The 20,666-nt window shown below is 30.1% G+C and carries 20 protein-coding genes; 15 read left to right on the forward strand and 5 right to left on the reverse strand.

Annotated elements, in window-relative coordinates:
• Positions 1–42 precede the first annotated feature (42 nt).
• Entirely contained in the window at positions 43–2,415 is a 2,373-nt protein-coding gene (locus tag KO494_RS06165; RefSeq protein WP_215966726.1) for a GAF domain-containing protein, read from the forward strand.
• Here KO494_RS06165 and KO494_RS06170 read toward each other — a convergent pair.
• Positions 2,412–3,608 (reverse strand): Pycsar system effector family protein, encoded by a 1,197-nt coding sequence (locus tag KO494_RS06170; protein ID WP_215966727.1) that lies wholly within the window; start codon positions 3,606–3,608, stop codon positions 2,412–2,414. The two genes, KO494_RS06165 and KO494_RS06170, sit on opposite strands and share 4 nt — an antisense overlap.
• A gap of 117 nt (positions 3,609–3,725) precedes the next feature.
• The gene (locus KO494_RS06175) at positions 3,726–4,568 is read right to left on the reverse strand and encodes a hypothetical protein (RefSeq protein WP_252730337.1); all 843 of its coding nucleotides are present in this window, start codon (positions 4,566–4,568) and stop codon (positions 3,726–3,728) included.
• Between the two features lie 47 nt (positions 4,569–4,615).
• Between KO494_RS06175 and KO494_RS06180 the strand changes: the two genes are divergently transcribed.
• Together KO494_RS06180 and KO494_RS06185 are read left to right on the forward strand one after the other, a co-directional pair.
• The gene (locus KO494_RS06180) at positions 4,616–5,827 is read left to right on the forward strand and encodes an NAD(P)/FAD-dependent oxidoreductase (protein WP_215966728.1); all 1,212 of its coding nucleotides are present in this window, start codon (positions 4,616–4,618) and stop codon (positions 5,825–5,827) included.
• A gap of 1 nt (position 5,828) precedes the next feature.
• Positions 5,829–6,359 (forward strand): DUF1697 domain-containing protein, encoded by a 531-nt coding sequence (locus KO494_RS06185; RefSeq protein ID WP_215966729.1) that lies wholly within the window; start codon positions 5,829–5,831, stop codon positions 6,357–6,359.
• Positions 6,360–6,366: 7 nt separating this feature from the next.
• Here the strand turns inward: KO494_RS06185 and KO494_RS06190 are convergent, their stop codons facing one another.
• Positions 6,367–6,927: a TetR/AcrR family transcriptional regulator gene (locus KO494_RS06190; RefSeq protein ID WP_215966730.1), complete on the reverse strand. Its 561-nt coding sequence runs from the start codon at positions 6,925–6,927 to the stop codon at positions 6,367–6,369.
• Between the two features lie 225 nt (positions 6,928–7,152).
• Here KO494_RS06190 and KO494_RS16040 point away from each other — a divergent pair, with 225 nt between their 5' ends.
• The 12 genes from KO494_RS16040 to KO494_RS06245 all read left to right on the forward strand — a co-directional run bounded on the left by KO494_RS16040 (position 7,153) and on the right by KO494_RS06245 (position 18,352).
• The gene (locus KO494_RS16040) at positions 7,153–7,275 is read left to right on the forward strand and encodes a hypothetical protein (protein ID WP_256447830.1); all 123 of its coding nucleotides are present in this window, start codon (positions 7,153–7,155) and stop codon (positions 7,273–7,275) included.
• A gap of 61 nt (positions 7,276–7,336) precedes the next feature.
• The gene (locus tag KO494_RS06195; RefSeq protein ID WP_215967023.1) at positions 7,337–8,410 is read left to right on the forward strand and encodes a diphosphomevalonate decarboxylase; all 1,074 of its coding nucleotides are present in this window, start codon (positions 7,337–7,339) and stop codon (positions 8,408–8,410) included.
• A 63-nt stretch (positions 8,411–8,473) separates the two neighbouring features.
• Positions 8,474–9,403 carry a mevalonate kinase gene (locus tag KO494_RS06200; protein ID WP_215966731.1) on the forward strand — a complete coding sequence of 310 codons (930 nt, stop codon included), beginning with the start codon at positions 8,474–8,476 and terminating at the stop codon, positions 9,401–9,403.
• Between the two features lie 59 nt (positions 9,404–9,462).
• The gene (locus KO494_RS06205; RefSeq protein ID WP_215966732.1) at positions 9,463–10,368 is read left to right on the forward strand and encodes a geranylgeranylglycerol-phosphate geranylgeranyltransferase; all 906 of its coding nucleotides are present in this window, start codon (positions 9,463–9,465) and stop codon (positions 10,366–10,368) included.
• A 188-nt stretch (positions 10,369–10,556) separates the two neighbouring features.
• Complete coding sequence (locus KO494_RS06210) at positions 10,557–11,405, forward strand: pseudouridine synthase (protein ID WP_215966733.1); 849 nt, start codon at positions 10,557–10,559, stop codon at positions 11,403–11,405.
• 444 nt (positions 11,406–11,849) lie between these two features.
• Positions 11,850–13,247: an arginine decarboxylase gene (locus tag KO494_RS06215; protein ID WP_215966734.1), complete on the forward strand. Its 1,398-nt coding sequence runs from the start codon at positions 11,850–11,852 to the stop codon at positions 13,245–13,247.
• On the forward strand, positions 13,237–14,178 hold the full coding sequence (gene speB / locus KO494_RS06220) for an agmatinase (protein WP_215966735.1): 942 nt from the start codon (positions 13,237–13,239) through the stop codon (positions 14,176–14,178). Before KO494_RS06215 ends, speB begins: the two co-directional genes overlap by 11 nt.
• Positions 14,168–15,142, forward strand: a complete 975-nt coding sequence (locus KO494_RS06225) for a deoxyhypusine synthase family protein (protein ID WP_215966736.1) — start codon at positions 14,168–14,170, stop codon at positions 15,140–15,142. The genes speB and KO494_RS06225 overlap by 11 nt, the downstream gene beginning before the upstream one ends.
• On the forward strand, positions 15,142–16,677 hold the full coding sequence (locus KO494_RS06230; RefSeq protein WP_215966737.1) for a bifunctional GNAT family N-acetyltransferase/carbon-nitrogen hydrolase family protein: 1,536 nt from the start codon (positions 15,142–15,144) through the stop codon (positions 16,675–16,677). Before KO494_RS06225 ends, KO494_RS06230 begins: the two co-directional genes overlap by 1 nt.
• A gap of 93 nt (positions 16,678–16,770) precedes the next feature.
• Entirely contained in the window at positions 16,771–17,094 is a 324-nt protein-coding gene (locus KO494_RS06235) for a hypothetical protein (RefSeq protein WP_215966738.1), read from the forward strand.
• 65 nt (positions 17,095–17,159) lie between these two features.
• On the forward strand, positions 17,160–17,573 hold the full coding sequence (locus tag KO494_RS06240) for a VOC family protein (protein ID WP_215966739.1): 414 nt from the start codon (positions 17,160–17,162) through the stop codon (positions 17,571–17,573).
• Positions 17,573–18,352 (forward strand): RMD1 family protein, encoded by a 780-nt coding sequence (locus KO494_RS06245; RefSeq protein ID WP_215966740.1) that lies wholly within the window; start codon positions 17,573–17,575, stop codon positions 18,350–18,352. The genes KO494_RS06240 and KO494_RS06245 overlap by 1 nt, the downstream gene beginning before the upstream one ends.
• On the opposite strand, the gene KO494_RS06250 is transcribed toward KO494_RS06245, so the two are convergent.
• A complete protein-coding gene (locus KO494_RS06250; protein ID WP_215966741.1) occupies positions 18,349–19,170 on the reverse strand; it encodes an alpha/beta hydrolase in 822 nt (273 codons plus the stop codon). The two genes, KO494_RS06245 and KO494_RS06250, sit on opposite strands and share 4 nt — an antisense overlap.
• Positions 19,160–20,575, reverse strand: a complete 1,416-nt coding sequence (locus KO494_RS06255; RefSeq protein WP_215966742.1) for a mannosyltransferase — start codon at positions 20,573–20,575, stop codon at positions 19,160–19,162. The genes KO494_RS06250 and KO494_RS06255 overlap by 11 nt, the downstream gene beginning before the upstream one ends.
• Between the last annotated feature and the right edge of the window lie 91 nt (positions 20,576–20,666).

Raw genomic sequence — 20,666 nt, forward strand, 5'->3', positions numbered from 1 at the left:
AATAAATATAATTTGTAATTTTGTACGTATAAATAGTCTTAAATGAAAGAAAATTACCCATCAGAATCCCCAATGCGTTTTAAGATTAGTTTTAATAAGCTATTAGAACAATATGAAGATTTATCCACTAATTCTGATGCGTTTATTGCAAACAAAGCAAAACGAGTTTTAGAAACTGCAGCACCTTATCCTGTACTTCGTGAAGGGTTTTCAGATTACCAATTACTTGAAAAATACAAAAATGAAATTCAAATTTTACTACAAGACTCTTTTAGTCCTGTGCTCACTAAAAATGAAATAAAAACAGCATCTATACCTTTTGAAGATGTTATTTTTAACTCTTCTGAAAGATTTAAATCTATTGTTAAAACAGCAGGTGAAAATTTTGAATTAAAAATAAAAAACTTACCAGAAGACGATAGGTATATTAGCTTTTGTGCTGTTATTTTAAACTTTTACTATGGTTATTCTTTAGATTTTAAAAGACCTTTTTATTACGAAATACCAGATGTTAATGGTGTAATGCGTTATTATAAAATTTTATATAATGCAGATTTTACAGAAATTATTCCTAACGAAAATGCACCAAAAATAACACAAGAAGATTATGATGAGTTATTAGATAACTTTGAGAATATGGACATGTGGAAAGAAAAGTTTCCACCAAATAGTTATGAGTTTAAAGGCTTTGTAATATCTAATATGTTTGATGTTACAGATGATCAATCTATATCTAATATAAAGTCTTCTTTAATAGGTGAAAACAAGCGTAAAGACCATACTTTTATGGAAGGTTTTCAAGAGATTTTTCGTTCATTATTAAGTTTAAAAGATATTGAGGTAGGTTTTTCTCTTTACAATAAAGAAGAAGATGTTTTTGAGCGTGTTTATGGTGCAGGAATAGGTAGTTTTTTACTACATGATTTAGATACTTCAAAATGTTCTGATGCTTTGTGTAATTGGTCGTACAACAGGCTTTTAAATGAAAAAAAGTTTTTTACAGTGTCTAATGTTAACCTTATGTTTGAAAATACTAAAGGAAAAATACCACATATAAAGACACTGCATAATCAAGGAATACAAAGCGCTATTTTAGCACCTATTGCAACAAATGATGAAGTCATGGGTATTCTTGAGATTATTTCATATAAACCTCAGGTTTTAAATAGCATAAATGCCAATAAACTTGCAGATATAATGCCTTTTATAGTTTCTGCTGTAAAGCGTTCAAAAAATGAAGAAGAAAACTTAATTGAAGCTGTAATTCAACAAGAATGCACCTCTATTCATTCTAGTGTAAATTGGCGATTTGTAAAAGAAGCAAGGAATTTTATTAGAGCGCAAGCCGAAGGGAAATCGCCAAGTTTTAATAAAATTGCTTTCGATAATATTTATCCATTATATGGGCAAATAGATATTAAAGGTTCTTCGGAAGCTAGAAATAAAGCTACCAAACAAGATTTAATAGTACAATTAAATACCGTAAAATCTATTATTAAAAGTGCTTTAAAACTTGAAAATCTTCCTGTTTATGAGCAACTTGTTTTTCAAATAAATGAATATTTAAAAGGTTTAAAAGATCATTTTAAGGTAGATAGTGAGCAACAAATCACTTTGTTTTTTAATGAAGATATAAAACCATTTTTAGAGCATTTATCTCAAGAAGAATCATTAAAACTAGAAATAGAAAATTATTATAAGAGTATTGATTCTACAATTAATGTGGTTTATAATCATAGAAAACAATATGATGATACTGTAGCTGCAATTAATAAGGCAATGGCATCGCTTTTAGATGAAAAACAAGAAGATGCACAAAAAATGTATCCACATTATTTTGAGCGTTTTAAAACAGATGGTGTAGAACATAATATGTACATTGGTGAGTCTATTACTAAAGAAGATAGCTTTAATCCAATTTATTTATATAATTTAAGATTGTGGCAGTTGCAGGTAATGTGCGAAATGGAAAATGCCTATTACCAAATGAAATCTAATTTTCCGTTAGCATTAGATGTTGCATCTATGATATTGGTTTTTAATCAACCATTATCTATAAGTTTTAGAATGGATGAAAAGCAATTTGATGTAGATGGTACCTATAACGCTAGATATGAAATAGTGAAAAAACGCGTAGATAAAGCCTATATAAAAGGTACTAGTAAGCGTGTTACAGAAAAAGGAAAGATAACCATTGTGTACTCGCAAAAAGAAGACGAAATAGAGTATTTACGTTATATTAAATTTTTACAAGCGAAGCATTATCTAGATACAGATATTGAAATTGTAGAGTTACAAGATTTACAAGCAGTAACCGGTTTAAAAGCAATTAGAGTTAGTGTGCTATATCATATTAATAAAGAGGATAAAGCTTTTTATACCTATAATGATTTAATGAAAGAAATTAAAGCTTAGTATCCAGCATATTTAAAAGCTAGAGAAAAGGCAAATACACTACAAATAATACCTACCATAAACACGGTGTAAGTAATACGTAACAATTTGTATTTTCTGTTTAATACCAAACCTAGAAAATACAAATCTTTTTTCATAGTAGAATATAAGTAGTCTTTGTCTTTCATCATTTCTCCCATTGCCCATTCAAATTCGTCTAACTTCATTTTATGAAAATTACCAAAAAAGAGTAAGTTTACTTTTTTGTTAGCAACATCTTCTTTAGTAAATTTTCCTCTGGTAATATTTGGTCTAGTTGCTAAAACAGACAAGATTATAGAAGCTACTGTAAAAAGAACAAAAACTAAAGTTGGGTAAATTAAATATTGATTAGATGGGTTGTCTAATTTAGGTAAAAGATTTGCTAATACTAAAGACACAATAATAGCATTTACAGATAGTAAAATGTTTGCTTTTGTATCTGCTATATTACTTAAAGTAATATGGTTTTTAAGCGTAACTCTAAACATGGTTTCTATACCGCGTTCTGGAATTTCTATTTTATTTTTTTTAAAATTTAATTCGTCTTTTTTCTGTTTTAATTTTAAAGTATCCTTTTTAATTTTGCTTTGGTTTCTTAATAGTTTTGCTAGGTTTTTACTTTTACCTTTTTCCCATAATGAAATCGCTAAATCACTATTAAACTTGTGGTCTTGAGTGAGAAAATTAATGTTTTGGTCTAGCCATTCTAAATCTGTAATTTGTTTTTGGTTTGTTAACTCTAACTCTTTTTTTAAAAGTTCTGTTACATCTTCAAAATTTTTGCTTCCAACATGCGCGCAATCTGCATCACGAATAAATTTTTCTAGCTGTGTTTTTGGTGTAAAACCCATTGTTGTTGCTAAAATTAAACTAGTAACAAGTTTAATGTCTTCGGTAGTACAATTATGTTCTTTTAAAAATTCTGTAGCTAAGGCAGCACTGTGCATTTCATGAGCATCAATATTTTTAATAAAACCAACATCATGAAACCAAGCGCTTACAATTAAAAGTGTTTTACTATGTTCATCTAGCTTCGCTAAATCTGCTAATTCGGTAGCTTTTTGTACTACATTTTGTGTATGTGTTATATTATGGTAAACAAAGCTATTTTTTAAATGCGTGTTTAATAAGTTAACAACATGTTTTTCTGCATCAGCTATTAGGTTGTTCATAAAAGAAATATGATTTTAAGTAAAAATACTAAACATTTAATTAAAGTTTAATATGCAGACTGTTTAGTCTAAAATTATAGTAAAACTTTCATTTTATATAAAAAGGTGCTTTTAGAGTTAATTAAGGTGAAACTCATATAAATTACCTCCTGTATTATGTGCTTTTTCATCAGTGATATATAGTGTTGTTTCATCTTTAAAGCAAATGCTTTCTTTTTGAGATATGTGCTCAAAAGGAAACTCTTTTATCGTGCCATTAAAAAAAGCATCACCTTTAAAATTAGAGAAAAGTAAAATGGATTTCTGACTTAAGAGCACCATTGTTTTTTTATCAGGACTAATATCTGCTGAGGTTATCCAGCATTTTGAATCGGTACAGCCATTAAAAGAACCTACAAGTTGCGCTTCATGAGTTCCTGCTTCTGCAGGGATTTTGTATACATTTGTTTTACCATAATCTCCTTTAACTCGACTTTTAGTAAATAAGTATAAATTATTATTGAAGTAAAAAAACGCTTCGCAGTCAAAATAAAGTTGTTTCTTTTTTGGTGGAAATTTTTTTTGATCTGGATAACTAAACAATATGCGTTCTACCATGACAGTAGTATCATTTGTTAAGCTAGAAGCTTGTACTTTTAAAATTGCTAAATTTTTGCGTTTACTAGCATTATTACCAAAATCACCAATATAAAGATTGCCTTGGTCATCACTTGTTAAGTCTTCCCAGTCATGGTTTTTGGCATTGATTTTTAATTCTTGTTTAATTTTTCCTTTAGCATCAAGACCAAAAAGTTTAGGTTTATTACCACTGTCATTTACCATCCAGATAAGATTAGAATTGGTAGCAATCTCGGTTCCGGATACTTCATTTAAATCAGCAGGTAAATTTGTAATATTTACAATGTTTTTTGTGTTGCAGCTTCCGTAAAAAAATAATAGTAGGATTAGAAATTTATTCAAAGCAGTTTTCATTTATTAATGCTAAATTTACGTGGTTTTTAAAAAGTATGAAACAAAAAGACGTTATTATTATAGGAGGAGGAGCTGCAGGTTTTTTTGCGGCAATTAATATTGCTGTTCAAAACCCAGAACTATCTATTGCTATACTTGAAAAAGGAAAAGAAGGTTTACAAAAGGTTAAGATTTCTGGAGGAGGACGCTGTAATGTTACGCATGCCGAGTTTATACCTCAAGAATTAGTACTTAATTACCCAAGAGGAGAAAAAGAACTACTTGGCCCTTTTCATCAATTTATGACAGGGGATACTATTGCTTGGTTTGAAGAACGCGGAGTTGCTTTAAAGATAGAAGAAGATGGTCGCATGTTTCCAGAGTCAAACTCATCACAAACCATTATAGATTGTTTTTTAAGCGAAACTAAAAAGCATCAGGTAGCAGTGTTTTATAGCCAAACAGTAAAAGCTATTGAAAAAGAAGAAGCTGCTTGGCGTGTTATTACACAATCAGAAGAGTTTTTAGCAAAAAAAATACTGGTAGCAACAGGAAGTAGCCCTAAAATGTGGAAACTTCTTGAAACACTTGATCATACTGTAATACAACCTGTACCTTCGTTATTTACTTTTAATTGTAAAGATAAACGTATAAAAAATATTCCTGGAGTAGTAGCGCAAAATGTAGAAATACAAGTTGTAGGTACTTCCTTGTTTTCAGAAGGACCTTTACTAATTACACATGTTGGTTTTAGTGCTCCTGCAATTTTAAAACTCTCAGCTTTTGGTGCTTTAGAGCTCGCTAAGCTGGATTATAATTTTACTATTGAAGTTAATTTTATTAAAAAGACTTTTCTAGACTGTTTAGATGTTTTAAAAGGCTTAAAATTGAATCTGGCAAAAAAGATGGTTTTAAAAGCACCACAATTTGATTTGCCTAAACGTTTGTGGCAGCAATTAGTAATAGCATCAAAAATACAGGAAGAAACACGTTGGGCAGATTTAAATAAAACACAGCTGGAAGAACTTGCTGCACAATTAACAAAAGCAGCGTTTAATATAGAGGGTAAAAGTACATTTAAAGATGAATTTGTAACTGCAGGAGGAATAGATTTAAAAGAAATAAATTTTAAAACTTTTGAAAGTAAACTTCATAAAAACCTATATTTTGCAGGTGAAGTTGTTAATGTAGATGCCATAACAGGAGGTTTTAATTTTCAAAATGCGTGGACAGGAGCTTTTATTGCTTCGCAACATATTTCTAAATAAAATGAATACTTATATAGCTTTATTAAGAGGGATTAATGTTGGTGGACATAAAAAAATACCAATGGCTGCTTTGCGCGAACTGTTAATAAAAACAGGTTTTCAAAATGTGCAAACCTATATACAAAGCGGAAATGTGGTTTTACAGTCTTCAGAAAAAAACACTAAAACTATCGAAGCTATTATTGGTGAGGCCATTACATCTTATTTTCAATTTGAGGTGGCAGTTTTAGTAAAAACAAAACAAGAACTAGAACTAATTTTTAAGAGTTGCCCTTTTGAAGAAGATAAAAAAGTAGCAAGTTATTTTTTATTATTACAAGAAACTCCAGAAAAAAATGCAGTTGCAATAGCTTCTAAAAAAGAATATAAAGAGGAAGAGTTTAAGATTGTTAATAACTGCATTTATTTTTATAATCCTGCTGGTTACGGAAAGTCAAAATTTAATGCTAATTATTTTGAACGTACATTAAAAACACCTGCAACAGCAAGAAATTATAAAACCATGAAAAAGCTAATAGATTTAATTCAATAAAAGGGAGTTATTCATGTTTTACAGCATTCCAACAAGCTTCAATGGTTTGGTTTACTTGTTTTTCACTCATAGGTAATTCTTTCTTAATTTTAAGCTTTACAGCAGAAGATATAATGCCATAACATAAATTAGTGATAAGAACTTCATCTATGTTTTTTAGTTTTTTTGTTTGTACTCCTTCTATACAAAAGTCTACTACTTCTGCATAAAAAGGTTTTGATTTTTTAGCAATTTCAGGTGTGATAAGTGGCGGAACACCAACATATTCTACAAAATAAAAAGCTAAAGGATTACTTAAAAAATAGTTGTATAAATTACGCCACATGGTAGAAAATTTTGTTTTGTAATCGTCAACAGGTCTAATGTTTGTTAGCATCACTGTACCAAAGTCTTTATAAATCATCAAGAATATTTTTTCAATAATATGCTCTTTGTTTTTAAAATAATGGTAAATAGTACCTACAGCAACATTGGCTTCTCTGGCAATTTGAGACATAGGTGTAGCGTGAAAACCTTGTTTTACAACAAGTTCTAAGGTGGTTAATATAATACGTTTTTCTTTTTCCATTCGTATTTTTAATTAAGCAATGCTAATAGTATCAAAAATAGTGAATAATAGAATGGGTTTATAAATTATCCATGCTAAAATTTTTATTTTACTACAAAAGAAGCAACCTTTTTATCTGTTTTAAAATAATAATAATACTTTTTGTGTATTGTTTTTTAGGTGTTTACATGTGGTTAGGGTAGGTTTTATCTATGTTTTTAGATAGAATCTAACGAAGTTTTAAATATGTACAGAGGTATTACTAATTTTAATGCTAATGGTAGGGCAATAGTGAGTCTTCCTAATTCTAAAGAGAGCGTTAAATTTTCTCAAGAAATTAATGAAGAAGATGTAATAGATAAAGAGTAATTTAATGTCATTTTTAAGTTTCTAAAAATAATTCAAAAAAGGTATCTTTGAAAAAAAATATATATTGGATTTCAAATTTAAGTTAGCAATAAAAAAAATAGATGAAGGTTCTGTTTCCTGGTCATCACCAAGCAACATTGCTTTAGTTAAATACTGGGGAAAAAAGGAAAATCAAATACCAGAAAACCCATCTATAAGTTTTACTTTAGATGCTTGTAAAACAATAACTAGTGTGAATTTTGCTAAAAAGGAAAATAAAGGTTCGTTTTCTTTTGATGTGATTTTTGAAGGAAAAAAGAACCAAGATTTTAAACCTAAAATTGAAACTTTTTTTAAGCGTATTGAAGCGTATTTACCTTTTTTAAAAGACTATCATTTTACTATTGAAACCCAAAACACCTTTCCGCATAGTTCAGGAATTGCATCTTCTGCTTCTGGCATGAGTGCTTTGGCACTTTGTTTAATGAGTATGGAAAAACAAATGCATCCAGAAATTACACAAGAATATTTTAATCAAAAAGCTTCTTTTTTAGCTAGATTAGGTTCTGGTAGTGCCTGTAGAAGTATTGAAGGCGATTTAATTGTTTGGGGAACACATGCTAATATTGAAGGAAGTTCTAATCTTTTTGCAATAAAATACCCATATACTGTTCACGATAATTTTAAAAATTACCAAGACACTATTCTGTTGGTAGATAAAGGTGAAAAACAAGTAAGCAGTACTGTTGGTCACAACTTAATGCATAACCATCCTTTTGCAAAACAGCGTTTTAATCAAGCTAGTGAAAATATGACTAAGCTTATGGCTGTTTTTAAGACTGGTGACTTAACTGCATTTATAGATATAGTAGAAAGCGAAGCACTTACACTACATGCTATGATGATGACTAGCATGCCTTATTTTATTTTAATGAAGCCTAATACCTTAAAAATAATAAATGCTATTTGGGCATTTAGAAAACAATCTGGTTTGCATATTAGCTTTACACTTGATGCTGGTGCAAATGTACATGTGCTTTATCCAGAAGCAGAAAAAGCAAAATGCATTGAATTTATTAAAAATGAATTAGTTGCGTATTGCCAAAATGGGCATTATATTTGCGACACAATTGGCTTTGGTGCTAAACCAAACTAATATTAATTGCGTATATTTGGTATAAGTTACTGTAAACGATAACACTGCTAGCTAAAAATATCTATGAAAGGACCTCTTTTTTACTCGAAAATTTTACTCTTTGGTGAATACGGAATCATTAAAGACTCTAAAGGATTATCTATTCCTTATAGTTTTTATAATGGTGCCCTAAAAAAGGATGAAAACCCTTCTGCCGAAGCAATAAAATCTAACGCAAGTTTAAAAAACTTTGTTTTACATTTAAAACAAATGAATGAAGAAGTGGTACTTTTTAATCTTGAAGCATTACAAAAAGATGTAGATTCAGGTATGTATTTTGATTCTTCAATACCTCAAGGATATGGTGTTGGTAGTTCTGGTGCTTTAGTAGCAGCTATTTATGATAAGTATGCTAAAAATAAAATAACAGTTCTAGAAAACCTAACACGAGAAAAATTGCTAAAATTAAAAAGTATTTTTTCTCAAATGGAATCTTTTTTCCATGGTAAATCTTCTGGTTTAGATCCTTTAAATAGTTATTTAAGTATTCCTATTTTAATCCATTCTAAAGATAATATCGAAGCAACAGGAATTCCTTCACAAACTACAGATGGTAAAGGAGCTGTGTTTTTATTAGATAGCGGCATTACAGGAGAAACGGCACCAATGGTTAGTATTTTTATGGAAAACATGAAACAAGAAGGTTTTCGTAGCATGCTAAAAGACCAATTTATAAAGCATACAGATGCTTGTGTAGACGATTTTTTAAAAGGCGATATAAAATCCTTATTTAAAAATACCAAGCAACTTTCTAAAGTAGTTTTAAACAACTTTAAACCTATGATACCAAATCAGTTTCATGAACTTTGGAAAAAAGGAATTGAAACCAATGAGTACTACTTAAAACTTTGTGGTTCTGGTGGTGGAGGCTATATTTTAGGCTTTACAGAAAATTTTGAAAAAGCAAAAAAATCGCTTAATGCGTATAAATTAGAAGTAGTGTATAACTTCTAAAATTAGGCAGTACTTCTGTCTTAAAAATTCAGTAAGTTTAGGTCTCATTTAATTACTCTATGCTTTCTAGAAAACAAAAACACATATTATTAAAGTTTTTCAGCATGTTTTCTGTAGTTAGAGGATACAATATTTTAATTGTTATACTTGCTCAATATCTAACATCCATTTTTATTTTAGCACATGATAAAACGCTTCGCGAAGTGGTTTTTGATATTAATTTACTAATGCTTGTCTTGGCTTCTGCAGCAACTATTGCTGGAGGCTATATCATTAATAATTTTTACGACTCTGAAAAAGACCTAATCAACAGGCCACAAAAATCAATGCTTGATAAATTGGTAAGTCAAAACACCAAGCTATCTTTTTATTTTGTGCTTAATTTTCTTGCTGTAATTATGGTTAGTGCTGTTTCGTTTAAAGCAGTCTTATTCTTTTCGGTATATATTTTTGCTATTTGGTTTTATTCGCATAAACTAAAAAAAACACCAATTATTGGCAATATTACTTCAGCAATATTAACTATTACACCTTTTTTTGCCATTTTTATGTATTATAAAAATTTTGAACAGGTAATTTTTGTTCATGCAGCATTTTTGTTTTTAATAGTTTCTATGCGAGAATTAGTAAAAGATTTAGAAAACATAAAAGGAGATTTAGCACTTAATTATAAAACCATACCAATTGTTTATGGTGAAAAGGCTTCTAAAATAATGCTTAGCATTTTAAGTATATTAACATTAGTTCCTGCGTATTTGTTAATATATAGATATCCTGTTGGTAAAATGATGTATTTCTTCTATTTAAGCACAATTCTATTAGCTGTATTTTTGGTATTACTCTTTAAATCGAACACAAAAACACAATATTTAATTTTGCATAATATTTTAAAATTTATAATTGTATCTGGAGTTTTTAGTATTCTACTAATAGATGTAAACCTCCTTTTAAATAAAATTATATAAATTAAAGAGCTATTTTTTTTAATAGATGAAGTTTTAATAGCAAATACTAGCACTCACTTTTCTATGCATAAAAAGGATGTAAAACTACTACCAGTAAAAATAATTACACAACAATCATAAATAGTAATATATACTATATCTTTGTAGCATAATAAATTAAAAAATTCCCATGTATATGGGGAAAAATTATGAGTAAGCCAAGAGAAAATAAAAGCAAAGGGAAGCCTTCAGGACGTGGACATAATAACACACGTAACCAAAGCAATGCAAGAGGAAATGCTCCAATAAAAAAGCAAGTAGCGCCAAAAAAAGCACAAAAACCATCTAATCCAGATGCAATACGTTTAAATAAATATGTAGCAAATTCTGGTATTTGTTCTCGTAGAGATGCAGATATGCATATAGCAACAGGTTTGGTTTCTGTAAACGGAAAAATTGTAACAGAAATGGGTTACAAAGTAAAACTAGAAGATGAGGTGCGTTTTGATGGAGCAAGAATAAACCCAGAAAAGAAAGCATACGTTTTACTTAATAAACCAAAAGGTTTTGCAACCACTACAAGTGAAGGTAAAGGTCGTACTGTTATGGATTTAGTTGCCAACGCAACCAATTCAAGAATTAAACCAATAGGTAGATTAGGAAGAAACAGTAAAGGGTTATTGTTTTTTACCAATGATGATTTAGTAGCTAAAAAATTCACGAACTCTAAAAATGGCGTACCACGTTTATTTCAAATAGAATTAGATAAAAACCTTAAAGTAGAAGATCTTAAAAAAATTAGAGAAGGCTTTAAAGTAGAAGGTAAACTGATTACTGTTGAAGAAATTAGTTATATAGATGGAGGTTCTAAAAAAGAAATAGGTCTTAAAATTAAAAATACAGGTAATACTATTATTCGTACTATTTTTGATTATTTAAAATATGATGTAATTAGTGTAGATTGTGTAGCAATTGGGCATCTTACTAAAAAAGATATTCCTCGTGGGCACTGGAAACACCTAACAGAACAAGAAGTGAATACCTTAAAAATGTTATAATTTTTTAGTTGTTATACCATATAAAAGTACGTGCTTGTTAAGTACGTACTTTTTTTTATGCATTTTTTTTAAAATGTAAAAATTTAAAAAAAAAAAGATTGCAATTCAAAAAAAAGTATTTCATTTGCATTGCATTTAGCTGAACAAATTGAACACTGTTTCTATGTTCGGGCTTTTGGAAATTAGGAAGTCATATTCAAAAGCAGCTTACAGATTAAGCGACCGAATTTTAAAGCTAACTTCCGAGTATTCTACCATCTTTGCTAGTCAGCATGAGTACGCTTTTGTACCTACTACTGAGCTTAAAATTCAAGTTTGATTATTTTTAATGTTAAAGTATTAATATCTTTAAGTAATTTATATACAATTATTTAGCGTATAATTTTTTATTAGCTTAACGTCAGGTTAATCTATGTCTTTTACATTTATCTTTTAAAAATAATAATGAACACAAAATATATTGATCTAATTGATCAAACTTTCGATTTTCCACAAGAAGAATTTACACTTGAGGATAACAAACTACGCTTTCATGATATTAACCTAATGCAATTGGTTGAAGAATATGGAGCGCCTTTAAAATTTACCTATTTACCACAAATATCTAACAATATTCAACGTGCAAAAAAATGGTTTGCAGAAGCGATTGAAAAACATGATTATAAAGGTAAATACAACTATTGCTATTGTACAAAAAGTTCACACTTTAAGCATATTTTGCATGAAGCTTTACAAAATGATATTCATATTGAAACCTCTTCGGCTTTCGATATAGATATTGTTGAAAACCTTAAAAAAGAAGGAAAAATAACAAATGATACTTTTGTAATTAGTAATGGTTTTAAGCGTTCACAATACGTTACAAATATAGCAAGACTTATTAATGAAGGCCATAAAAACGCTATTCCTATTATAGATAATTATGAGGAAATAGATTTGCTTTCTCAAGAAATAGAAGGCAAATTTAATGTTGGTATACGTATTGCTTCTGAAGAAGAGCCAAAGTTTGAGTTCTATACTTCTCGTCTAGGAATTGGGTATAAAAACATAGTGCCATTTTATAAAAACCAAATAGCCAATAACAAAAAAGTCAGCCTTAAAATGTTGCACTTTTTTATTAATACTGGTATTAGAGATAATGCGTATTACTGGAACGAGTTACAAAAGTGTTTAAAAGTATACACGAACTTGAAAAAGATTTGTCCTACGTTAGATAGTTTAAATATAGGAGGAGGTTTCCCTATAAAAAACTCTTTGGCTTTTGATTTTGATTATGCCTATATGGTAGATGAAATCATTAATCAAATAAAAATTACTTGTGAGGAAGAAGGGGTAGACGTACCAAACATTTTTACAGAATTTGGGAGCTTTACCGTTGGTGAAAGTGGTGGAGCAGTTTATGAAGTTTTATACCAAAAACAGCAAAACGACCGTGAAAAATGGAATATGATTAATTCTTCTTTCATTACAACATTACCAGATACTTGGGCAATTAACAAACGTTTTATCATGTTGCCATTAAACCGTTGGGAGCAAAGTTATGAACGTGTTTTACTTGGTGGCTTAACTTGTGATAGCGATGATTATTACAATAGCGAGCAACACATGAATGCCATTTATTTACCAAAATATAATAAAGATAAACCACTATATATTGGCTTTTTTAATACAGGAGCCTACCAGGAAACTATTGGTGGATTTGGTGGTTTACAACACTGTTTAATTCCGTCACCAAAACATATATTAATTGATAGAGATGCAGACGGAAAGATCTCTACCAAACTATTTAGTGAACAACAAAAAAGTGAAGACTTACTTAAAATTTTAGGTTATGCAAACTAAAACTTATGCAGGTATTTCGGAAGAATTTTCGAAACTTGAAACATCAAAAATTGTGTTAATTCCTGTACCTTATGATGGTACAAGTACTTGGCAAAAAGGAGCAGATAAAGGTCCTGAAGCATTTTTACATGCATCAGAAAATATGGAGCTTTATGATATTGAAACAGAAACAGAAGTATACCAACAAGGTGTGTTTTTAGCAGATGCTGTTACAGAAAATAGCTCGCCAGAAACAATGGTAGATGCTGTACACCAAGTAACAAAGAAGTACATTAAAAAGAACAAGTTTGTAACTATTTTTGGTGGTGAACATTCGGTGTCTATTGGTACAGTTCGTGCTTTTAATGAAATGTACCCAAGTTTAACTGTTTTACAACTAGATGCACATGCAGATTTACGTAAAGAATACGAAGGTTCTGCTTGTAACCATGCTTGTGCAATGTATGAAGCTAGCCAAACAACCAATTTAATTCAAGTTGGTATTCGCTCTATGGATGTGATGGAAAAAACAGTAATGGATGAAGAAAAAACATACTTTGCACATGAAATGGCTGTTGATGATACTTGGATGGATGCTGCTATTGATCAAATGACAGAAAATGTTTTTATCACTATAGATTTAGATGCTTTTGATCCTTCTATAATGCCAAGCACTGGTACACCAGAACCTGGAGGTTTATTATGGTATGAAACCCTAGAGTTTTTAAAAGAAGTATTTCAAGAGAAAAATGTAGTAGGTTTTGATATAGTAGAACTTTGCCCTAATAAAATAGATAAATCATCCGATTTTCTTGCAGCAAAATTATACTATAAAATGCTAAGCTATAAGTTTCAAAATGAAGCGTCAGAAGATGATTACGACAACTCTTTTGACAGTTCTAACGTAAATAAAAATAACAACACTAAATTTCAAGACCAAGATGAGTACTAAAGGGCCAATTTCGCAGTTTATAGAAAAACACTATTTACACTTTAATGCAGCTGCTTTAGTAGATGCAGCAAAAGGGTATGAAGCACAACTAGAAAGTGGTGCAAAAATGTTAGTATCTCTTGCAGGAGCAATGAGTACCGCAGAACTTGGTAAGAGTTTTGCAGAAATGATTCGTCAGGATAAAGTACAAATCATTTCTTGTACAGGAGCAAACTTAGAAGAAGATATCATGAACCTAGTAGCGCATTCACATTATAAGCGTGTGCCAAACTATCGTGATTTAACTCCTCAAGATGAATGGGATTTATTAGAAAAAGGATTAAATAGAGTTACAGATACTTGTATTCCAGAAGAAGAAGCTTTTAGACGTTTACAAGCGCATATTGTAAAAATATGGAAAGAGGCAGAAGCTAATGGAGAGCGCTATTTACCACATGAATACATGTATAAAATGTTGCTTTCTGGAGTGTTAGAGCAGTATTATGAAATTGATTTAAAAGATTCTTGGATGTATGCTGCTGCCGAAAAAAACCTGCCAATTGTTTGCCCAGGTTGGGAAGACAGTACCATGGGGAATATCTTTGCAAGCTACGTGCTTAAAGGAGAGCTAAAAGCAAGTACCATGAAATCTGGTATTGAGTACATGACCTTTTTAGCAGATTGGTATACAGATAATTCAGAAAACGGTATTGGTTTCTTTCAAATAGGAGGTGGTATAGCAGGAGATTTTCCTATCTGTGTAGTACCTATGTTATACCAAGATATGGAAAGACCAGAAACACCATTTTGGAGTTATTTCTGTCAGATTAGTGACTCAACAACAAGTTATGGATCGTATTCAGGAGCAGTGCCAAACGAAAAAATTACTTGGGGAAAACTAGATATAGACACACCAAAATTTATCATTGAAAGTGATGCAACAATCGTTGCGCCGTTAATTTTTGCTTATTTGTTAGGACAGTAATGGAATCTAATAATATTGACAATATAGAACTAAAGTATTTAACAGTTAATGATTTTGAAGCGCTTAAAGAAGCAACTTTAGAGTCTTATGCTGGTGTGCTTAATTCGTATTGGAAAAAACACCATATAGAAGAATTAACTTCTATGTTTCCAGAAGGACAGGTGGTTATAAAGATAGATGGTGATATTGCAGGTTGTGCCTTATCGCTTATTGTAGATTATGATGCTATTGATGATGAACATACCTATGAAGACATTATTGGAGGAAAGTCTTTTAAAAACCACGATCCAGAAGGAGATGTGCTTTATGGTATAGATGTATTTATAAAACCACAATATAGAGGTTTGCGTTTGGGCAGAAGGTTGTATGATTACAGAAAAGAAGTTTGTGAAAACTTAAACCTTAAAGGAATTGTTTTTGGTGGAAGAATGCCAAATTTTCATAAACATCCTAACTTAACACCAAAACAATACATTGAAAAAGTAAAGCGTAAAGAAATTCATGATCCTGTTTTAAACTTTCAAATTTCTAATGATTTTCACCCTGTTCGTGTATTAAAAGGATATTTAGAAGGAGATACTGCATCTAATGAATATGCTGTTTTAATGGAGTGGGATAATATTTATTATACCAAGCCTAATAAAAAGGCAAGCACAGTAAAAACAGTAGTTAGGCTAGGTCTTATACAATGGCAAATGCGTCCTTATAAGGGCTTAGATGACTTAATGGAGCAAGTAGAATATTTTATAGACAGCGTTGCTGCCTACAGATCAGATTTTGCTGTGTTTCCAGAGTTTTTTAATGCACCTTTAATGGCAGAGTTTAATCATATGCATGAACCAGACGCTATTAGAGAACTAGCAAAGTTTACCGAAGTTATTGTAAAGAAAATGCACCAACTTTCTATTTCCTATAATATTAATATTATTACAGGTAGCATGCCAGAAGTTGTAAACGATAAGCTGTATAATGTAGGTTACTTATGTAGAAGAGACGGTAGCGCAGAACGTTATGAGAAAATACATGTAACACCAGATGAAGCTAAAGTTTGGGGAATGCAAAAAGGAAACAAATTGCAAACTTTTGAAACAGATGCTGGTAAAATTGGCATTTTAATTTGTTATGATTCTGAGTTTCCAGAACTTTCGCGCTTATTAGCAGAAGAAGGTATGGATATTCTTTTTGTTCCTTTTTTAACAGATACACAAAATGGCTATTCTCGTGTACGTTTATGTGCACAAGCTCGTGCTATAGAAAACGAATGCTATGTGGCTATTTCAGGAAGCGTTGGTAATTTGCCAAATGTAAATAATATGGATATTCAATACGCGCAGTCTGCGGTGTTTACACCATGTGATTTTTCGTTTCCTAGTAATGGTATTAAAGCCGAAGCAACAACCAATACAGAAATGATTTTGGTAGCAGATGTAGATTTAAGTTTGTTAAAAGAGTTACACTCTTTTGGCGCAGTAAAAAATTTAAAAGATAGACGAAAAGATTTTTACAATGTTGTTAGAATTAACAACAATAAATAATATATTTAAACTATAAAAACATTCATTATAAGATTAGATTTTCAGTCCTGTTGATCAAATAGATAGGATTTTGAAAATGAAAATAAATTTTCAATGGCAAATAAAAGAGACAACCTAAAACGAGTAATTGTAGATTTTAAAAAACTAACACCAGAGATTTTGGCGCTATTGGTAGAAAAATATCCTGACGGTTATGATGAAGATCAAATCATTTCATTTAGAAACATTAAAAATGAAATAGTGGAAGCTGTTGAGGTTACCACAGAAGACACCAAATATCTAGTAAAGGTAAGTACGAAACTTGCAGTAACTATGGAGAATTATGACGAAGATGATTATGAGAACTTTGAAGATACAGATCCAGAAGCTATTCAAGATCCAGAAATTACAGATGAAGACGCTGAAGATTTAGATTAAAAATCAAAATCGCGTGATTTTATTTTGTAATTTAATACAAGTTATAACTTTTAAAAATCAAGCGTATGGAAACGTCATTTCACATGTCATTACCATGTTTAAGTGTAACAAAAACTAAAGATTTTTACACAACAAATATTGGTGCCTCTTTAGGTAGAATGACAAAAAATTGGATAGATATTAATCTGTACAATCACCAATTAACGTTTATTAAAGCAGAGAAATTTAATTTTAATACGCCTAATTATGTATTTGAGGGTAAAATATTACCCGCTTTTCACTTTGGTGTTATTGTAAATCTACAAACTTGGGAAAAGATTTATAAAAAATTAAAAGATCAAAATTTAGAGGTAGTTACCCAAACCACATTTTTAAAAGATAAGCCAGGAGAGCATGTTTCGTTTTTTGTAAAAGACCCAAACGACTATATGTTAGAGTTTAAAAGTTTTAAAGATTCCAATAAAATGTTTGCATCCTAATGTACACGGTTGTTGCTTATCAAGTAGCAAACACTATCCATATAAAAGCTAGTAAACAGCAACTGCAATGGCAGTTGCTGTTTCAAGATAGTGACGAGCTTTTTTATAAAAGCACAGAAAACAAATACATCTATATTTTTCAATACGGAATGGTAAGTTTTTTTAATATGAATGCTAGTGAAATAGCTTATGTGTTAGAACGATTAAAGCCATTTTGTGATACTTATATTTCTGAAAAAATTTCAGAAGATATGCAAATAGAGGTAAAAGAAAACTCTTTGCAAGTAGAGTTTGATAAAGTGATTTTGCCAGAATTAAATGATGAAATGATTCGTTTGGTCATGCTTAATGCTTCACAATCTGTAGCCCTAGATCGGTATGCAGATATTACTCAGGAATTACTTATTGAAACCCATGAACATACTAAATACCTGGAAAATAAAGGAAAACTAGATATCTCTGGAAATAAATTAAAACGCTTTATTGGCAAAGTATTAAATATAAAAAATAAAATTTCAGAAAACCTGTATATTTTTGATTCGCCAGATAGTACCTGGGAAAACGAACAACTAAACAAACTCAATCAGGAACTAAAAATAGCTTTCGACTTAAAAGATAGATACCGATTGATTCATGACAGAATTGAAATTATTAAAGAGAATTTAGAACTCTTTAAAGATATTATGGACCATAAAGAAAGTAGCAAATTAGAGTGGATTATCATTATTCTAATTGTTATAGAAGTGGTAGATATGTTTATTGCTAAAATTTTCTTTTAAAGGATTACCTTCAATAAATCATAATACTCTTTGGTAATATGTAAACCATTATGTCCTGCATCTTTAATAGGATGCAGCGTAATGTTTTCAGGGTTTATAGCTTTTAGTTTTTTAGTATTTGTTTCTGGTTGAATTAAAAAATCTCGTGTACCATAACAAATATGAATGGGGCAGCTTACTTTTTTTACAAATTGGTAAGTAGGTATGTGGTAACGAATTAAAAATTTAGGAATTGGTGGTGCTATTTCATCTGCTATCAAGGTTTTCCAGGAATAATAAGGCGCATTTAATATGAGCTTTTTGGGGTTGTTGTTAGCTGCTACATAACTAGCAATTCCGGTACCTAGAGAGAAACCTAAAACAATAATATTGTCCTCGTTATACCTAGCCTTAGTATAATCATACACTTTTTGTGCATCTTGAAATATTTCTTCACTATTAGAATAAGCACCATCGCTTTTACCATAGTCTCTATAATCTACAAAAAGCACATCGTATTTGTTGTTTAAAAATAAAGAAGCTCGTGTTCCCCATTCATGAATAGCTCCTGCATTACCATGAAAATATAAAATAACACCTTTAGAATCTGGTGCTTTAAAATGTACAGCATTTAAGTAAATGTCTTCTTCAACTTCAATATTTACTTCTTCAAAAGGCTCTTTAAACTGAAAAACATAGGCTTTTTCTAAATGTTTCGGATTAAAAAAGAAGCGTTCTTGTTTAAAATATAAAAACACCAAAGAGAATACATATAGTAAAATAAGTGCTATGGTAATTTTCTTTAATCGTCTTCCTATTTTTTTAAAATTAATTTTCAATAGATTTTCTTTTTACTAGTTCGTATAAAAATACACTAAAAATGATAATATATTCTAAAGCAATAATATAAAGATTTTCAGACTTGTCTGCTTTGTCTATCTGTATATATGCTAAATAGCTAAGTATGATTGCACAGCTCCAAACTAAAGGGAATTTGTAATTGGTAAAAACCGATAGTACTAATAACGTAGATATGTACCAAGGGTGAATAGTGGTGCTCATAAATAAATAAAATGCAAATACAAAAAGCATGCTATGTATAAGTTGTGTTGTAGTGGTGTTCTTTTTTAAAAATGCCATATACAAAACAAAAAGGATTACCAATACAGGAAGTATTTTACCAATAATAGCAATTTCATTATAACCAGTAAACCAATAACCAATTGCTCTTGCTAGGTAGTATATACTGGCGTTAAACTCGAAATTTTGAAACCATAAAGCTACGGTTTGTGTATAATTGGTTATAAAAGTAGAAGCATAAAATGGAAGAAATAAAAGAAGTGTTGTACCACCAATTAAAGCATAAAATGCTGCTAATTTAGTTAGGTTAATTTTTGAGGAAGTTTCTTTTGAAAAGTAAGATTTTTCTACTGCAATAGAAGAACTAGTAGGTTTTTTAAAGTATTTAAATAATAGCGGCAAAAACAACAACGGAATTAATTTTACAGAAACCGAGGCAGCAAAAACTACTGCAGCTTGTTTCCATTTACCAATATGTAGTAAATATACACTCCACACTAGAAAAAATATCATGACACCTTCAAAATGAAGATTTCCTGTAAGTTCAATAATGATAAATGGATTTAATAAATACCAAAATATGTTGTGGCCTGGAAGCTTTAATTTTTCAAGTAGTTTTTTTCCAAAGTAAAGGGTTCCAAAATCTGCTGCAATAATTAAAATTCTTAAAACTATGGCAGAGCCTAAAATGCTTTTTCCTGCAAAAATACCAGCAAGCACAAAACAAAACTGGTTTAAAGGAGGATAATTAGTAAAATGGCTTCCGTTTAAGGTTCCCATTCCTGCATATAATGTTTCGGCTTGTGCTACAGGAAATTGGTTGTTTGTTAAAAAGGATTCTGGTGTGTATAAATACGGATTAAAGCCTTCTAGAATCATGCGTCCATCCCAAATAAAACGATAAAAATCTTGGGATAGATTAGGAATAGCAAGTATAAAAATAGCTCGAAATAGAAAGGCAATCCAAGTTAAAAACGAAAGATTGTTTTTGTTATTATTTACCAGTTTATAAAACAAAAAAAACAATGCAACATACAAGGTAATTAGCTTGATGTAATCTGTTCTTACTAAATTATAAGCAAAAGAAAAGTAAAACAGTATACATGCTAATGCCAATAAAAGAGAAGGTTTTTTTAATTTTAAAAAAAAGGTATTGTAAAGCATAGGCCAAATATAAATATTATTTGTTTGTTGAATTTGTATGTAATGTTAATTGAATACTTTAAAAGCAAAAATGTACGCTTAAGCATATTTT

The organism is Lacinutrix sp. C3R15 (assembly GCF_018860825.1).
GTDB lineage: Bacteria > Bacteroidota > Bacteroidia > Flavobacteriales > Flavobacteriaceae > Oceanihabitans.

Excerpts from the sequence above, each read along its gene's own strand:
- KO494_RS06165 (WP_215966726.1), top strand. The coding sequence starts at position 43 with ATGAAAGAAAATTACCCATCAGAATCCCCAATGCGTTTTAAGATTAGT.
- KO494_RS06170 (WP_215966727.1), bottom strand. The coding sequence starts at position 3,608 with ATGAACAACCTAATAGCTGATGCAGAAAAACATGTTGTTAACTTATTA.
- KO494_RS06180 (WP_215966728.1), top strand. The coding sequence starts at position 4,616 with ATGAAACAAAAAGACGTTATTATTATAGGAGGAGGAGCTGCAGGTTTT.
- KO494_RS06185 (WP_215966729.1), top strand. The coding sequence starts at position 5,829 with ATGAATACTTATATAGCTTTATTAAGAGGGATTAATGTTGGTGGACAT.
- KO494_RS06190 (WP_215966730.1), bottom strand. The coding sequence starts at position 6,927 with ATGGAAAAAGAAAAACGTATTATATTAACCACCTTAGAACTTGTTGTA.
- KO494_RS16040 (WP_256447830.1), top strand. The coding sequence starts at position 7,153 with ATGTACAGAGGTATTACTAATTTTAATGCTAATGGTAGGGCAATAGTG.
- KO494_RS06200 (WP_215966731.1), top strand. The coding sequence starts at position 8,474 with ATGAAAGGACCTCTTTTTTACTCGAAAATTTTACTCTTTGGTGAATAC.
- KO494_RS06205 (WP_215966732.1), top strand. The coding sequence starts at position 9,463 with ATGCTTTCTAGAAAACAAAAACACATATTATTAAAGTTTTTCAGCATG.
- KO494_RS06210 (WP_215966733.1), top strand. The coding sequence starts at position 10,557 with ATGAGTAAGCCAAGAGAAAATAAAAGCAAAGGGAAGCCTTCAGGACGT.
- KO494_RS06215 (WP_215966734.1), top strand. The coding sequence starts at position 11,850 with ATGAACACAAAATATATTGATCTAATTGATCAAACTTTCGATTTTCCA.
- speB (WP_215966735.1), top strand. The coding sequence starts at position 13,237 with ATGCAAACTAAAACTTATGCAGGTATTTCGGAAGAATTTTCGAAACTT.
- KO494_RS06225 (WP_215966736.1), top strand. The coding sequence starts at position 14,168 with ATGAGTACTAAAGGGCCAATTTCGCAGTTTATAGAAAAACACTATTTA.
- KO494_RS06230 (WP_215966737.1), top strand. The coding sequence starts at position 15,142 with ATGGAATCTAATAATATTGACAATATAGAACTAAAGTATTTAACAGTT.
- KO494_RS06235 (WP_215966738.1), top strand. The coding sequence starts at position 16,771 with ATGGCAAATAAAAGAGACAACCTAAAACGAGTAATTGTAGATTTTAAA.
- KO494_RS06240 (WP_215966739.1), top strand. The coding sequence starts at position 17,160 with ATGGAAACGTCATTTCACATGTCATTACCATGTTTAAGTGTAACAAAA.
- KO494_RS06245 (WP_215966740.1), top strand. The coding sequence starts at position 17,573 with ATGTACACGGTTGTTGCTTATCAAGTAGCAAACACTATCCATATAAAA.
- KO494_RS06255 (WP_215966742.1), bottom strand. The coding sequence starts at position 20,575 with ATGCTTTACAATACCTTTTTTTTAAAATTAAAAAAACCTTCTCTTTTA.